The sequence below is a fragment of the bacterium genome, assembly GCA_019912885.1.
GTDB lineage: Bacteria > Lernaellota > Lernaellaia > JACKCT01 > JACKCT01 > JAIOHV01.
On the sequence record JAIOHV010000190.1, the window covers coordinates 48,327 to 61,291 of the forward strand.

The 12,965-nt window shown below is 62.2% G+C and carries 16 protein-coding genes; all 16 read right to left on the reverse strand.

The features are described from left to right. Positions 1-58: 58 nt before the first annotated feature. A complete protein-coding gene (locus K8I61_16745; GenBank protein MBZ0273689.1) occupies positions 59-535 on the reverse strand; it encodes a hypothetical protein in 477 nt (158 codons plus the stop codon). A 12-nt stretch (positions 536-547) separates the two neighbouring features. Continuing rightward, a complete protein-coding gene (locus K8I61_16750) occupies positions 548-2,788 on the reverse strand; it encodes a DUF2586 family protein (protein ID MBZ0273690.1) in 2,241 nt (746 codons plus the stop codon). 3 nt (positions 2,789-2,791) lie between these two features. Beyond that, positions 2,792-3,046: a hypothetical protein gene (locus tag K8I61_16755; protein ID MBZ0273691.1), complete on the reverse strand. Its 255-nt coding sequence runs from the start codon at positions 3,044-3,046 to the stop codon at positions 2,792-2,794. A 2-nt stretch (positions 3,047-3,048) separates the two neighbouring features. Further along, entirely contained in the window at positions 3,049-3,594 is a 546-nt protein-coding gene (locus K8I61_16760; GenBank protein MBZ0273692.1) for a hypothetical protein, read from the reverse strand. Beyond that, positions 3,591-4,136: an HK97 gp10 family phage protein gene (locus K8I61_16765; protein MBZ0273693.1), complete on the reverse strand. Its 546-nt coding sequence runs from the start codon at positions 4,134-4,136 to the stop codon at positions 3,591-3,593. Before K8I61_16765 ends, K8I61_16760 begins: the two co-directional genes overlap by 4 nt. Positions 4,137-4,151: 15 nt before the next feature. Further along, positions 4,152-4,574, reverse strand: a complete 423-nt coding sequence (locus tag K8I61_16770; GenBank protein ID MBZ0273694.1) for a hypothetical protein — start codon at positions 4,572-4,574, stop codon at positions 4,152-4,154. A gap of 18 nt (positions 4,575-4,592) precedes the next feature. Beyond that, positions 4,593-5,156 (reverse strand): hypothetical protein, encoded by a 564-nt coding sequence (locus tag K8I61_16775; GenBank protein MBZ0273695.1) that lies wholly within the window; start codon positions 5,154-5,156, stop codon positions 4,593-4,595. A gap of 4 nt (positions 5,157-5,160) precedes the next feature. Then, entirely contained in the window at positions 5,161-5,532 is a 372-nt protein-coding gene (locus K8I61_16780) for a hypothetical protein (protein MBZ0273696.1), read from the reverse strand. After that, positions 5,519-5,971, reverse strand: coding sequence for a hypothetical protein (locus tag K8I61_16785; GenBank protein ID MBZ0273697.1), 453 nt, complete (start codon positions 5,969-5,971; stop codon positions 5,519-5,521). Before K8I61_16785 ends, K8I61_16780 begins: the two co-directional genes overlap by 14 nt. Beyond that, positions 5,955-6,296: a hypothetical protein gene (locus tag K8I61_16790; GenBank protein MBZ0273698.1), complete on the reverse strand. Its 342-nt coding sequence runs from the start codon at positions 6,294-6,296 to the stop codon at positions 5,955-5,957. Before K8I61_16790 ends, K8I61_16785 begins: the two co-directional genes overlap by 17 nt. Positions 6,297-6,309: 13 nt before the next feature. After that, positions 6,310-7,179, reverse strand: coding sequence for a hypothetical protein (locus K8I61_16795; protein MBZ0273699.1), 870 nt, complete (start codon positions 7,177-7,179; stop codon positions 6,310-6,312). A 13-nt stretch (positions 7,180-7,192) separates the two neighbouring features. Beyond that, on the reverse strand, positions 7,193-7,564 hold the full coding sequence (locus K8I61_16800; GenBank protein ID MBZ0273700.1) for a DUF2190 family protein: 372 nt from the start codon (positions 7,562-7,564) through the stop codon (positions 7,193-7,195). A gap of 1 nt (position 7,565) precedes the next feature. Then, positions 7,566-11,021: a DNA adenine methylase gene (locus K8I61_16805; protein MBZ0273701.1), complete on the reverse strand. Its 3,456-nt coding sequence runs from the start codon at positions 11,019-11,021 to the stop codon at positions 7,566-7,568. A gap of 314 nt (positions 11,022-11,335) precedes the next feature. Then, positions 11,336-11,674: a hypothetical protein gene (locus tag K8I61_16810; protein MBZ0273702.1), complete on the reverse strand. Its 339-nt coding sequence runs from the start codon at positions 11,672-11,674 to the stop codon at positions 11,336-11,338. Next, positions 11,671-12,168, reverse strand: a complete 498-nt coding sequence (locus K8I61_16815; protein MBZ0273703.1) for a hypothetical protein — start codon at positions 12,166-12,168, stop codon at positions 11,671-11,673. The genes K8I61_16810 and K8I61_16815 overlap by 4 nt, the downstream gene beginning before the upstream one ends. 1 nt (position 12,169) lies before the next feature. Beyond that, on the reverse strand, positions 12,170-12,965 hold a 796-nt coding region (locus K8I61_16820), incomplete at its 5' end, for a phage head morphogenesis protein (GenBank protein MBZ0273704.1).

Here is a 12,965-nt window from a genome sequence, read left to right on the forward strand (position 1 = left end):
GTGAGGGCGAAAACCGGGGCTCGATGTTCTCGACGACCCTTATGGTCAGGTTTTCAGGTCACACCATGCCTTCGCCCCAAATGGCGAGGCCGCTGCACTTCTTGCCCACCGCCGAGTCGTCGAAGGCGAAGCCCTCTTCGACATCGGTGAACTCGAAGCCGGTGAACTTCTTGATCTTCTGAATGCCGTTTTTCGCCGGGTAGACGATCAGGACCGTGGCGTTCTTGATGTCCAGGAGTGAGGCGTATTCGGTCCCGTTGATCTTGACCACCTTGAGTTGCGTGGTCTTGCTGCGCGGCGCGCTCGTCGGCTCCTCGACAACGGACTGGTTCAGTTCCTTGACCTCGAAGTCCAGTTCGAACTTCCGTTTGCCGCGTCCCATTGCGTGCGCCTTCACGAAGCCCGCGCCGTAGATCGGCTCCTTATCCTGCGACTCCTTGTACGAGCAGTTCTGCATGGCCATGATCTTGATGCCCTCGACGAGCAGCGAGATTTCCTCCCCCGCGTAACCACTGATGTATTCCTCGTTGGCCATCGGACGCCTCCCTTATTTCAGGAACACCTTGGTGTAGATTTTCTCCATCGCCCGCAGCGGCTGGATGCCCAGGCTCACGTACACGTCGCCGAGCAGACGGTCGTTCTCCGAACTGACCGCCTCGATCTCGTAATCGTCGATCTGGCCGTGGTCCTCCATGACGTCGAGCGGGCGCGACATGAAGGATTCGAGCAACCGCAGGCCGTTGCCTTCCTCGTCGTTCTCTTCGCCCACCAGGGGCTGCGCCGCCTCGCGGGCCGCTTTGCCGCCGTAATACACGGCGCGCAGATCGTTGACGCGGGAGTAATCCGACGCGGGCGGGGCCGCCGTGAGCGAATGGGCGATGATGTAACCGCGACCCGGCTTGAGGCGCACGCAGTTCACGCGGGCTTGAATCAGTTGCTGCACGTGCCCCGGCGAGAACTCCGGAACGAGAGCGAGCACATTCGGAACCTGCTTGTTGATCAGCGACTGCTGGACTTCGAGCGAGGCCATGACGCCCGCGCAGGCCGAGGTGAGCGAACCCGCCGTGTAGCGCACGCCGTCGCTGCCCAGGAAATCCGCGCCGCCCGCGAAGACGACGCCGTTTTTGTTGGCGACGGTCGCCATGCGCGCCACGATGGAATCGACGTAGGCTTGGAGGTCGCCCACGTATCCGGTGGAGCCGATCTCGTTGTTGGACGTAAACGTTGGGCATTCGAGAACCGCGAACCTCTCAGACAAAAAGACGTCCAGCATGCGGTCGCAATGCACAAGGATCGAATTCCAGATGTCCGCGCCGGTCGCGCCGACGCACTGGACCCACGAAATTTCCGTCCGCGCCTCGGACAGTTCCAGTGCGTGGAGGTAGTCGCCATTGGTGGGATTCAAGCCATCGCTGCCGCCGCCGAGCGTCTGCGGATCATCGAAGTTGTCGAGGCCGCCTTCGGCCACGAACGTCGCGTCGACGAGGCTTTGGCCGCCGTTGATAAGGCCGACGAGCGCCTGATTCGTCTGCGCCCGGAAAACATACTGCTGCGGATCGTCCTCGTTGCCGTCCCAGAGGGTCACCACCGTATTGAAGAAGAAATTCTCGATGGTGAAGCTGATGTCCTGGATCGGATGACCCAGGTTGAATGTTTCGGTGATGCTCTGATCGGTCGGCGCGTTCGGGAATGACGGGAAGCGAATGATCCGCCAGGCGTCATCCGCGTCGCGTAGGCACATCTGGAAGTCGCCGGTCAGGATGTTGAGCGTCAGGCCGGTCGCCTGATCCGAATTCGTAATGCCCGCAATGTCGATGGTGCGCGTGATCGACATCGGGCCGCCGCCTTGTCCGAAAGGTCCCACCTTGTAAATCTTCCGCGCGCCGGGATCGAGCAGGTACAGGCCGTCCGGTTGTGCGGGCTGCCCGCCCTGCATCAAGAAGCTGATGCTGCCGCCCGAAATAGCGGGGTTCGTCATGCCAAGCGGTGCGTAATCGATGGTCTGCGACGCTTCGGTGGGCTGCGCCGCGATCTGATCGAAGACGTAGAGCTTCGTCGGCGTCGAAACGAAGATCATCGAACCGTGATCCTCGCTCGTCATAAGGAACGGCAACGCCGTGATCTGCTCGGCGGTGATGACGAGGGAGAGGTCCATGTTGTGCTCGGCGACCAACGTGCCGTCCGTGTCGAAGTGGCGCAGGATTTCATGGCCGTCGGCGTCCGTGCCGCCGACCCAAACCGACAGAAAATGGTCCTCTTCGGGATCGTCGCCGAATTGAATCGCGCACCCTCGCGCCGCCGCAAAATGCGCCGTGAGGTCGATGCTCCTCTCCTGCTGTCCGTTCTCATCAAGCAGGACGAGCGTGTTGGCCGCCGCGTTGAGATACCAGGTGTTCGGCGTAACGTCGCCGAGTTCCTGGCCCACGGTAACGTTCACGCGGTTCCAGTAGTCGCCCGCTTCCCGTGCGACCAGACGAATGCCCGTTCCGCCGCTGTCACGTTGAAGGTCTAGAGATGCCTTGGCGGTTTGCCCGACGCGCCATGCGTAAATCGTGGAACTGCCCGCGTCGAATGCCTCTTCAATGGATTTCAGAAGCGGGCCGCCGCGAAACACCTGCTTCGCCTGCGCCTTCGCGTCCGGCCCGGAGAACACGTACAGGCGGTTCGCCAGGCCGCCCATCGCCGCGCCGATCTTGGCTTCGACGTTGGCGAGCGACGGGGCAACCGCGCCGATATGCCCATCCTCGTATTCGGTATAGGCGTCCGGGATGATCCTCGTGGTCGTCATGGTTTACCTCCCGCCCGCGGATGCGCCGAGCCAGGTTTTCACCTTCCCGGCGAACTCGCTGCGCGTAATCCGCGTGCTTGGCGTCCAACCGTAGGCCGTCTTTAGGCCCGCCAGGACCGGCGGCGAGATACCGAGATCGGCCGCGAGCGAATCGACCGGCACTGCTGTCTCGGCCTTGCCGGTGATGGAGATGGAAAGCTTCGACAGGTCCGGCAGGACCGGAAGCGGTTTTTCGGGAACGTCCTTTTTCTTGGCCATGTTCATGCTCCATACGCGAGGTGGACGCGCTCGATCCGGCTCGTCACGTCGCGTTCACGGTAGCGGCGATGCGTCACCGCATAGGTCAGACTTTTTCTCGCCAGAAACGGCTCGCCGGTTTTGTCGAGAGGTAAATCGACCGTGGTCACTTGCCGGATCGCCGTCACGCGCAAATCGTCGTGCGATACCGGATCGACGATGCGCGGCGGGGTCGGATCGAAGCGCCATGCTTCGAAGGCCGCCTCCACTAAAGTCCCCAATTCCTCCACCCGTTCTTCCGCGCTCTTTTCAGCGGCGCCCGGAACCCACAGGTCGATGCGCAGCGAAGTCTCTTGCGGCAGCACACGGCCCTTTTTGACCACCATGCCGTCGTCGTCTTTGCGCCGGTAATCGTTCGCGCCGCACCCCAACACCTGCGTGCTGCGGTCCAGCACCGTGAAAGTCGCCAGCGGATAGCGGACGTCCTTGCCATCGGGCCGAGCGGCCAGGGCGGAAAGTCCGTTGATCCGATCTTGCAGATATTTGGCGATGGCACGGCGCAGTTTCATGTCGTTTCCTTCATCTGCGACTTGGCCTTGGCGAGCGCCGCCGCGACCGCCGCGTCCACGTTCTTCTGGGCTACCTTGCCGCCGACGAGAAACGCCGGTTCCATGAAGGGCTGCGCCTTTGTGCCCGGATGCTTCACGCGGCCCACGACCACCGGCTCGCCGGGCTTGCCTTTCCGGTAGCGCCGCTTGCCGCTCTTGGTCGTCACGTACCGGCCTTTGGTCCCGCCGACTTTGAAAGCCAGCGCCTCTTTCTCGCGAGGCTTGATGTCGTGGGGCCGCGAGCCGTACTCGACCGGCATGGCGTACTCGCTGTTCGTGCCGACCGAGCCTTCCTTGAAACCGTCGATTTCCGGCGTGATCGAAGAACGAAGATTCCCAGTGTCCACCGGGCACCGGTGCTTCGCGTACTTCTCGATAGTCGTGACCGTGTCGATCATGGCCGTTTTCAGTTCCTTCTCTAATGCGACGGAGAAGTCGCCCAGCGCCGCGCCGAGCGACTCCACCGCCGGAAGGTCAATCTGAATCACGCCGTCTTTCTTCATGGTTCCCTTTGGCGATTACACGCCCGCGAAGGTCAGATCGATGCTCTCGCCGCAGTTCACGAAACCGGAGCCTTGCGTCACGCCGCCGACCACGGTCACGGTGCCCGCATCGGCAAAAGTCACTTCCAGGTCGAACTCACCCGTAGCCTCGTCGGTCTCGATGATGATGTCGTCCGAGTCCGCGCCGGACAGCACGGTCCCGTCGCCCGCCGCCGCAAGATTCATGGTCGCGCCTTCGGTGCAGGTCAGACGGATGCGCTCCTTGGCCGCCAGGTCGTCACCCAGCGCGTTCTGGAGTTTGAGCGTCACGGCGATCTTGTTGTCGGCTTCCGCGCCCGGCGTATCCCAGGTCACGACGGCCAGGTGATCGGCGAAGTCCTTCGCCAACTCCGAGGTGGTCACTTTCTGAACGGGTTTCACAGCGTCTTGAATGGGCATGGTCTTTCTCCTTGGTCGTTACGGTTGATACGAGACATCGCAGCCGGTGCGGGCATCGATCATCGGACTCGACTGCGTCGGCCCGGCGGCGAGCGAAACGGTGATGGATTCCTCACAGACAACGGTCAGATCGAGACGCCCCGTGGCGTCCGTGCGGGCAATGAGATCGTCGGTGCCGTCGCCGGAAAGCGCCGTACCCGCCTGGCCGACGGACAGAGCCGCGCGTTCGTCACAGGTCACACGGACCACGTGCGCCGCGCCGATGTTCTGGCCGAGCAGGTTCTTCAATTGCAGCGGGACCGATCGCGTCGTCGGATTCACGGTGGATACCGTTCCCCAGGTAACGACAGCGAACTTCTCCAGCAATCCGGCGGCGAGTTTCACGGCGGTCACCGCGCCGTCCGGCAGATCGGACCCCGGCCCGCCGACCTGGTCGATCACTTCCAGGTATCCGCCCTCGATGGCCGCCTGCAGATCGGCGGTGAGATTATCCGCCCACATCGCTGCGCCTGGCCGCAGCACCATCCCTTGGCCGGGCACGTCGATGGTGGTCGTCGAAATATTTCGCAGCTTGATCAGCATGGATTCATTCCTTGTATTCGCGCTCCAGGACGAGCGTCTTGTAAGCCCGCGCCCCGTACAGCGGGTGCGGTTCCACGTCGGTCACCCGGTAACGCGTCCCTTCGAATTCCAGAAAATCGCCTTCTTTCACGTCTGCTCCGAACTCCACGTCCGCTGTCGCATCCGCGCCCTCCTGCTCCAGGTTGTCCGGTCGCCCGTAATGGAATTCGACCGGCAGCGCCTCGGCGATCACGGCTTCCGCGCCCTCGCGCGGGCCGTAGAATTCGCCGGTCCCGGCGACGGCAGGCCGCGTAACCTTGCAGGTCGTGCCCTCGGCTTTTACGAGGTCGCCTATATCGCGTTCGATCACGCGCTTCTCGCGGTCAGTGACGAGCATGGCGACGCCCCACCTCGAAGATCTGCGGTCGCACATTGCCCACATCGAGCAGTCCGTCCGCGAGCGCCGGGTTGATCCGCGAGACCGCCTCGCGGTACCGCGCCAGCAGATCTTTTTCCAAGTCGCCCCAGGCCTGCGCCTGCATGGTCTTGTCCACGCGCTTGTCGCCGGACCCGAACGAGAAGTTCGCGCTCGCGGCCGACCTCAGCATCGAGCAGCAGAAGGCGTGGGCGCGCAGCACCACCAGGTCGGTATCGTCGCCGGTCAAATCCGGCGCGATCTCGTCCCCGGCGATTTGATACAGCCGCCCGATGTCCCTGTTGACGGCCAGGATCGAGCGCGTCAGCGCCCGCAGGACGTCGTTGTCCCCGAGCAGTTCACCCGCCGCGTCGCCGAGGTCGGTGCGCAGCAAAGCGAGGATGTCACTGACCGGCGTCATCGCCGCCCTCCAGCACCTTCAGCCGACGACGGATGGCTTCCTGCACCTTTTTGTTCTTGGCCTCTTCGAGCAGGGACCGCAGCAGATCGATATCCTGCAGGGAGTCCACCGCCGCGACCGCCTCGTGCGGCAAGAGATCGTTGATGGGGAAGGCGAGCTTCGCCCGCACGGCCCCCAACACCTCGACGAGGCCGTTCTCCACGGCCTTCAGCACCGCGCCCGTTACGCGGGTCACATGGACCTTGCCGCCGGGAAGGATCACCACCGTGCCGTCCTCGTGCGGCAGCGACAGGCGCGTCTTCGATAGATTCTTGATATCCGGCATGGCCGCGCCCTCCTTACGGTCGGATAACGACCTTTGCCAGGATTTCCGGACGAGTGACGCCCTGCGCGCACTCCATCCACACAAGCCAACCCGTCTTGAACTTGAGCGCCTTGTAAACGCTCTCGGTCGTCAGCGCCTGACGGATCGCCCACTTTCCGATCTCCTCGTCCGGGACGATGATGACCTCGGCCAAATCCGCGGCCGCCGTGGTGAGGATGTTCGCGCCGCCGAACACCTTGTAGATGCCCTTCTGACGCAGTTCGAGTTTGGTCTGCGGATCGATCCCCTGCCACGAACGCATGTCGTTGAAGCGCCCGCCGCGCATGATGATCGTGCCCGGCGCAAGCTCCAGGTCCTCGAGGATGGACAGCGCCTCGTTGAGCGCTTCCTCGGTCAGCTTCCCGCCGCTCGTCACCGTGACGGTGTTCTCCGGGGGTACGGCGGCGCTGATGACGGTGATCGTCCGCTTGTCGATCTCCTTGCGGATCTCGTTGGCGGCCGCCTTTTGGATGTCGGTGAGCGTGCCGATGTTGCCGTGCTTCAAAACCGAGATATCGACCATCGGAGTCGAGTGAATCCGGTTGATCGGGAATTCCACCTCGTCTTCGCCCAGCACCGACTCCTGCGCTTCGCCGTTCCGGGAAATCCAGTACGCCTTCACTTTCGGCTTCTTCTGGTATTTCGCGGGTTCGCCCTTCGGCAGGTTCTGCTTCGTGAGCAGGAGCGAGGTGATCTCTTTGCGCTTGATCTCCATGTCGATGGGAGCGGCGATGGCGGTCGCGAGCGCCTTCAGGCCTTCCTCGGAAGAAACCGCCTCGGAGAGCAGCGCGGCCATCGCCTCCATGTATTCCTGGGAATGAACGTCGATTGCGGTCAGGTCCATTTTCATGCCCTCCTTAGACCAGCAGCTTGAACTTGAGCACGCCGCCGGACATCGAGATGGCCTGCGCCACGATGACGTCCCCGGCCTGCGCGCCGTTCGTGAGGTTGTGGTTCGTGGCGTGGACCTTCAGCCGCTCGCCCGCCTGGATCGTGCCGGTGAAGTTGTCCGTTTCGTACACGCCGCCGCCGGTGTAGATCGTCGGCATCTCGCCCGACTTCACGTCCCGGAACAGAATCCCGAACGCCGGTTCCGTCGCGTCATCGGCGACCGCGAACAGGTCGTCGCCCACCAGCTTCATCACCGATCCGCACACCGCGTCGCCCTGGACGAATCCGTCGCCGTAGGCGATCCCGGTGTCGTGCTTCACATCCAGATAATGGGACATGTCACGCTACCTCCTGGCTCACGTTGGCCTTGTAAGCCGCCATGAATCCGGTTCGCAGTTTCTCCTCGAGGTTCGCGGGCTTCTTGTCGTCCACGACGAGCGGATCGATCCCCGCGTCGGCCTTCATCCGGGGCTTCAGCGACGCCTCGGCTTTCTTCGTCAGATCGCCGGGCAGCGGCGGCTTGGCCGGATCGTCCTTCTTGGGCGTGGTGAGCGAGTCGATGACCTGCTCCGTCGCCAGAATCGCCTCCTCGGTCAGTCCGGCCAGGCGATTGAGTTCCGCCGTGCGCGCCTCGTCGCTCTCGAAGCTGCGGCCTTTGCCTTCCCACTTCTTGAGCACCGTCTCGGCCTTGGCCCGCCGCGCGGCCGCCGCCTGTTCGGTTTCCAATTCCGAGATGCGCGTTTGCGCCTCCTCGAGTTGCTTCTTGAGTTTCTTGTTCTCCAGGCGCAGCTTTTTCAGTTCCGCGTCCGGACCGTCCGTCGACGGCTCCTCGGCGGGAGCCTCCCCGCCCGGATCTTCCTGGTCCAGGAACTCGTCCTGGCCCTTGCTCTGCTTGCTCTTGTCGGCCATGCGTTTCTCCTTTCCTGCGGTGAGCGCAGTCGAACCGTGGTAGCTGGCAACCTTCTTGATCCGCGCGTTTTCGTCCGCGCCCTTCTTGTCGAGCAGGCCCACGCCGGTGAACACAACGCCGTGCAAAATCTCGAAGCACGGCTTGCCCTGGTACGCGCCGCCCTTGTAGTTCTTGAGGTGGACGCAATACTCGGCCTTGCTCTTGACCTTTTTTCCGCAGATCGAGCACTCGCCCTCGGCGTAATCGCACTCCATCGAGACCTGCCGGATGATCCCCTTGCGGACGAGCGCGTAGGCCTGGCGCGCCGCTTCGGTCACGCCGGTGTAAATCTCTCCCACGCACTCGATGCGGCTCTGCTCGCCGTCCTCGACGTATTCCGAAGACACGACGCCGCCGACGATGTCGCGGAAGTCCTGGCTGTGGGCGACGTCGATCTTCGTGCCGACCACGGTCTGATAGGCCTTCCGGCATTCCTCTTCGGTGAAATAATCGCCGTTCTTGTTCGCGCCGACGTGCGTCAGGACGAATGAGAACCGCTTGTCGCCCTCGTCGGTCTGCGCCTGCGCGATCAGCGACTTGGTGATGACCTGCCCGGTGATCCGGGTGTGGAAGTTGGCGTGCGCGTTCGCCTGCGCCGCGAGCGGGCCGCTCGCCACGAAGAGCAGTTCCTGGGCGTCGGCCCCGCCGCCCGGCGCGCCGTAACGGGCGATGTTGTAGCGCACGTCCATGCGCTTCACTGCGACCTGGCCGAAGCGCTTTTTGAGCATCTCGACGACTTCCGGCTCGCGCGGGAACGCCTTGTCCCGATAGGACATGAGGATCGACTTGGCGCGGGATTTCTCCACCACGTCACCGATCAGCGCCGCGATGGTGTCCTTGTTGTACTTGGTGCCGGATTCGTAATCGCGGCGGGCATTGTCGCGGATTTGCTTGCCCGCCCACATCGTCATGAGGCCCTCGACGAAGTGCATCTTGCCTTCGTAATCGTTGGCCCCGAACTCGGTGATGTAGGGCGGATCGGCGTAAACCAGGTCCACGTCGAGCTTCGGCAGGATTTCCCGGACCTCTCCGCAGAACGCCTTGCACGGCGTCCCCGAATCGAACACGAGATTGTTGATCTTGCGGACGTTCTTCACGAACAGGTCTCGGAAATCCTCAATCGGGATCTCGCCGAGGCTCGTATCGCGTTTCGACTCGTCCTCGGGCTTGCCGGTCATGCCTTTCTTGCTGCGTCCGAATTCACCGAACCGCGCCTTCGTCATGCAGGCGTAGCCCATCGCAAAGAGCGCGATGTCCTTTTTGTAGCCGGGCAGCTTCTGCGCGTTGGCCCAGGTGTTGTCCAGGAAATGTAGGATTTCCGGCGTGAAGTAGTAGTCGGTGAACGTCTTCTCGCAGAACTTCCCGGCGTCGGGATTCTCGGCGAGGAGCGCCTCGATCTCAGCATCGGAAACCGTCTCGGTGTGATTCTCCACTACGGCCCGGGCGATGTGCCACGGGTAGCGCATCAGATCGCTGGCGTAGACCGTCAGCCCTTTGTGCTTGAAGAAATACGCGACGTTCCCGCCGCCGGAAAACGCGTCCAGCATGGACTTCGCATCCTGCGGGCTGTTCTTCCAAATCCATTCCAGCGCGAAATACTTGCTGCCCATGTACGGCGAGACGCGGACCTTGTCGTCGGCCGCGAACGCCGAAAGCAGGTCGAGATCGCAGTCGCCGAGCGCGCACAGACCCAGGTCATGGAAGTCGGCGGCTTCGTCCATTTCCTGCGCCGCCTCTTTCGCCGAGCACAGGAACAGGTGTTCCTTCGCGTTGCTGGCATCGCCGTGCTTCGCGCTAATCTGGTAGTGGTGGTCCTTGCTCTTGAGGGAAACATCCCGGCCCAAATCCGCGATGATCCGCTTCACCTCGTTCTCGGTCGGGTACGCCTGGTCGCGGTAGCTGATGATCCAGTTGCGGATGTGCGTGCAGGCCCCGAGGAAATCCCTGAAGAAGTTGGCCGCGTTGGTCTTCGTCATCCCGGATTTCTCGATCCGGTAAATCTTGGTTTTGGTGCCCTCCTTGATCTCCTTGCCATCCCAATACGTCATCAGCCCTTCCACGAAGTGGTAGGACCGCTCGTAATTGGTCTGCGAGAAGTGCGTCGCATACGGCGGGTCGAAGTATGCGAGGTCGGCCTTCACCTGCGGGCCGACGTCCATGATGTCGGCGCACGCCGCCCGGCACGGTTGGCCGTTGTCGAAGGCGAGCGAGTTGATCGTATGGACGTTGTCGGCGAAGCGCTGCTTGAACCGTTCCGGGCTGTCCTGGCGGCCGCCGTGCGGGATCGTGGTACCGAAATGCCCGAAGCCGCCCTTGCCGGTGATGCAGGACTTCCCCAGCGCGAAAAGGGCGATGTCCCTCTTGAAGCCGTCCGCGGGGAGCTTGTCGATGTTGGCTCGGATGGAATCGATGATCCCGTGGACGCCGTCGGAGAAATAGATGCCCGCGAAGTGCTTGCGGACGAAGTCGCCCGCCGCCGGGTTATCACTCAAAAGCGCCGCGATCTCGTCGTCGGTGATCGTCTCGCCGGGGTTTTCGATGATCGCGCGGGCGATGTGGTAGCAGTAACGGAGCTTGTCGTTGGCGGTAACCGCCTTGCCCTTCTGCTTGAACATGAACCCGACGACCGACGAGCCGGAGAAAAGGTCGGCCACGACGCGGGCGTCGTCCGGCGTGTTCTCCCAGATGAAGTCGATCAGCTTCTGCTTGCTGCCGATGTAGTTGGTGACGTAGCGGCGCTGCTCGTCGGCGGCCTGGGCGCAAAGCTGCTCGTCGCCGAAGAGCGCAATCTCCGCTTCCGCTTCGAGCAGGAAAGTCAGCCGGTCCATGTCGGTTTGCAGCGCCACGCTCGCTCCACAAAACAAAAGCCCCGGCGAAGCGGGAATTTTTCATCCCAACTTCACCGGGGCTCGATGGTTTCGACGACCCCGAAGGTCTATGCGGTTGTCACAGGTCGGTCGGCTTCAGGCTCCGTTCGACCTTCACGTTCGAGAGCTTGCCGCTCTGGAAACTCAGCGTGAGGGTGCCGAAGAACCCTTCCGCCACGAGCTTCTCGATGAACGCGAACAGCTTACTCATACAGGCAGAATATGGGGCCGTTTCCGAAATGGCAAGATCATAAGGTGTGCGAATTTATCGGAAAAATACGCGACAACGGGGATCACTTCTTGGCGAGAGAAGCAATTACCGCGTCAATGCACTTGCCGGAGCTTTCGTACTCGTCGGTCTCGACGGTTTCGCCGAACGACCCACGATAGGGCGACCGGCTCTCGCGCCAGTATTCCAGGAAGCCGGGATTCAAACACGGCTTGATGTCCTGCTCAACCCAGCCGTTGACGAGCCAGTTGACCTCGTCCTCGCGTTCCTCGAAGCCCGGCAGATATCCGGCGTCGAAGCCGGTCGGCGTCACGACCCACAGCCCGCAGGCGACGTAGGGATCGAGGCCCTTTTCAAACCGCTTCTCGTCATAAACGTAGTCGATCATGTACCGCAGCTTCATCGGAACCGCCCCTCCACCATCTCCATGAATTCCCGGATCACACACTTTCGGCACTCCTCCACGCGCTTGGGCATGGCGTCGAGTCGCACGACGTAGGCTTTCCATTCGTCGGCAACCTCCGGGTCTTCGCTCCAGTCGAGTTCATTTATGACGATCTTGTTGCCGTCGTCGTCGAACAGGCGACCCGCATAAATCCGGCCATCGGGCGCCCGAAGCCATTCGATCTTCGTCACGAAGTGCAGGTGGTTGCCGTGCGTGCTCGCGCCGAAATCGACGAAGCCACGGTCGATCATGAGGACCGAGTAATTCCACGCCTTCACCGAACCGTCCGGCGCGAGATCGGGATGCGCGCCCAGGACCTCCAAGCGATAGGGATGGAACGTCAGGTTGTCGCCTTCCGGGAAATACACACCGAACCAGAAGCCGTTCTTGGTGATCCCGTCGAGCGTCTCCTGCAATTTAGCCGCTTCCGTTTTTACGTCGATCTTGCCCATTTCAGTAACTCGCAAACACGATGTCCTCGATCTTCCGGCCGTCCGGCAGGGTCGAGATACCGCGCTTTTTGAAAGACATGAGAATTTCCATCCGCGCCTTCTGGGTCGGCGCGACGATGGCGTCCAGGTTGTCGACCAGAGTCACGGAGTATTTGAAAATCGTCTCGTCGCTCGCGTCGCGCTGGACAATCTTTTTCCATTGGTCGACCTGTGACTTGCGGAGCCGCCGAACCGTGTCGCCGGTGCAGCGCCCGTATTTGTCGTTATCATACGTGATGGAGTCCATCCGGCGCAGCAGGTTCTTCTTGAAGTACAATCCGGCACTGCCGGGATTCGCCTTCGTCGGCGTCGTGCGGATGCGCGTAAAGAAATACGTCCCGCCGCCGGACTCCATGTCGGCGACCGGCGACATGCCGCCGGGCGTGATCCCGATTCGCATCTTCTCCACCGTGGACACCATAGCGCCGTTGTTCTCCAAGGCCGTTTCCACGAACTTCGCCATGTCGTTGTTGTGGGTCAGCGTGTGGCGAAGCGAGTAGCCGCTCATCTGCCGCTCCAGGTCGTTGTCGGTCAGGTCAAAACGCATCTGGACCCGGCGGCCCGCGCCTTCGAGCTTGCCGTGCGTCGCCTGCTGAAACTGCCCGAACGGATCGTAGTGCGGTAGCGCGGTCACGTCCGGCACGCCCAGTTCCGTGCTCCAGAAATCGCGCATGGCCCGCACCTGCTCCTGCTTCGTTTTGTTTTTCATCGAGGTCAGCACCTTCTTGAAGCGCGGCGAGTTGTCGATGCTCTGGATG

Bases quoted from the DNA above. Each gene is read 5' to 3' on its own strand.
- K8I61_16745 (MBZ0273689.1), bottom strand. From the start codon at position 535: ATGGCCAACGAGGAATACATCAGTGGTTACGCGGGGGAGGAAATCTCG.
- K8I61_16755 (MBZ0273691.1), bottom strand. From the start codon at position 3,046: ATGGCCAAGAAAAAGGACGTTCCCGAAAAACCGCTTCCGGTCCTGCCG.
- K8I61_16810 (MBZ0273702.1), bottom strand. From the start codon at position 11,674: ATGAAGCTGCGGTACATGATCGACTACGTTTATGACGAGAAGCGGTTT.
- K8I61_16795 (MBZ0273699.1), bottom strand. From the start codon at position 7,179: ATGGACCTGACCGCAATCGACGTTCATTCCCAGGAATACATGGAGGCG.
- K8I61_16750 (MBZ0273690.1), bottom strand. From the start codon at position 2,788: ATGACGACCACGAGGATCATCCCGGACGCCTATACCGAATACGAGGAT.
- K8I61_16815 (MBZ0273703.1), bottom strand. From the start codon at position 12,168: ATGGGCAAGATCGACGTAAAAACGGAAGCGGCTAAATTGCAGGAGACG.
- K8I61_16765 (MBZ0273693.1), bottom strand. From the start codon at position 4,136: ATGAAGAAAGACGGCGTGATTCAGATTGACCTTCCGGCGGTGGAGTCG.
- K8I61_16760 (MBZ0273692.1), bottom strand. From the start codon at position 3,594: ATGAAACTGCGCCGTGCCATCGCCAAATATCTGCAAGATCGGATCAAC.
- K8I61_16780 (MBZ0273696.1), bottom strand. From the start codon at position 5,532: ATGCTCGTCACTGACCGCGAGAAGCGCGTGATCGAACGCGATATAGGC.
- K8I61_16800 (MBZ0273700.1), bottom strand. From the start codon at position 7,564: ATGTCCCATTATCTGGATGTGAAGCACGACACCGGGATCGCCTACGGC.
- K8I61_16775 (MBZ0273695.1), bottom strand. From the start codon at position 5,156: ATGCTGATCAAGCTGCGAAATATTTCGACGACCACCATCGACGTGCCC.
- K8I61_16790 (MBZ0273698.1), bottom strand. From the start codon at position 6,296: ATGCCGGATATCAAGAATCTATCGAAGACGCGCCTGTCGCTGCCGCAC.
- K8I61_16785 (MBZ0273697.1), bottom strand. From the start codon at position 5,971: ATGACGCCGGTCAGTGACATCCTCGCTTTGCTGCGCACCGACCTCGGC.
- K8I61_16770 (MBZ0273694.1), bottom strand. From the start codon at position 4,574: ATGCCCATTCAAGACGCTGTGAAACCCGTTCAGAAAGTGACCACCTCG.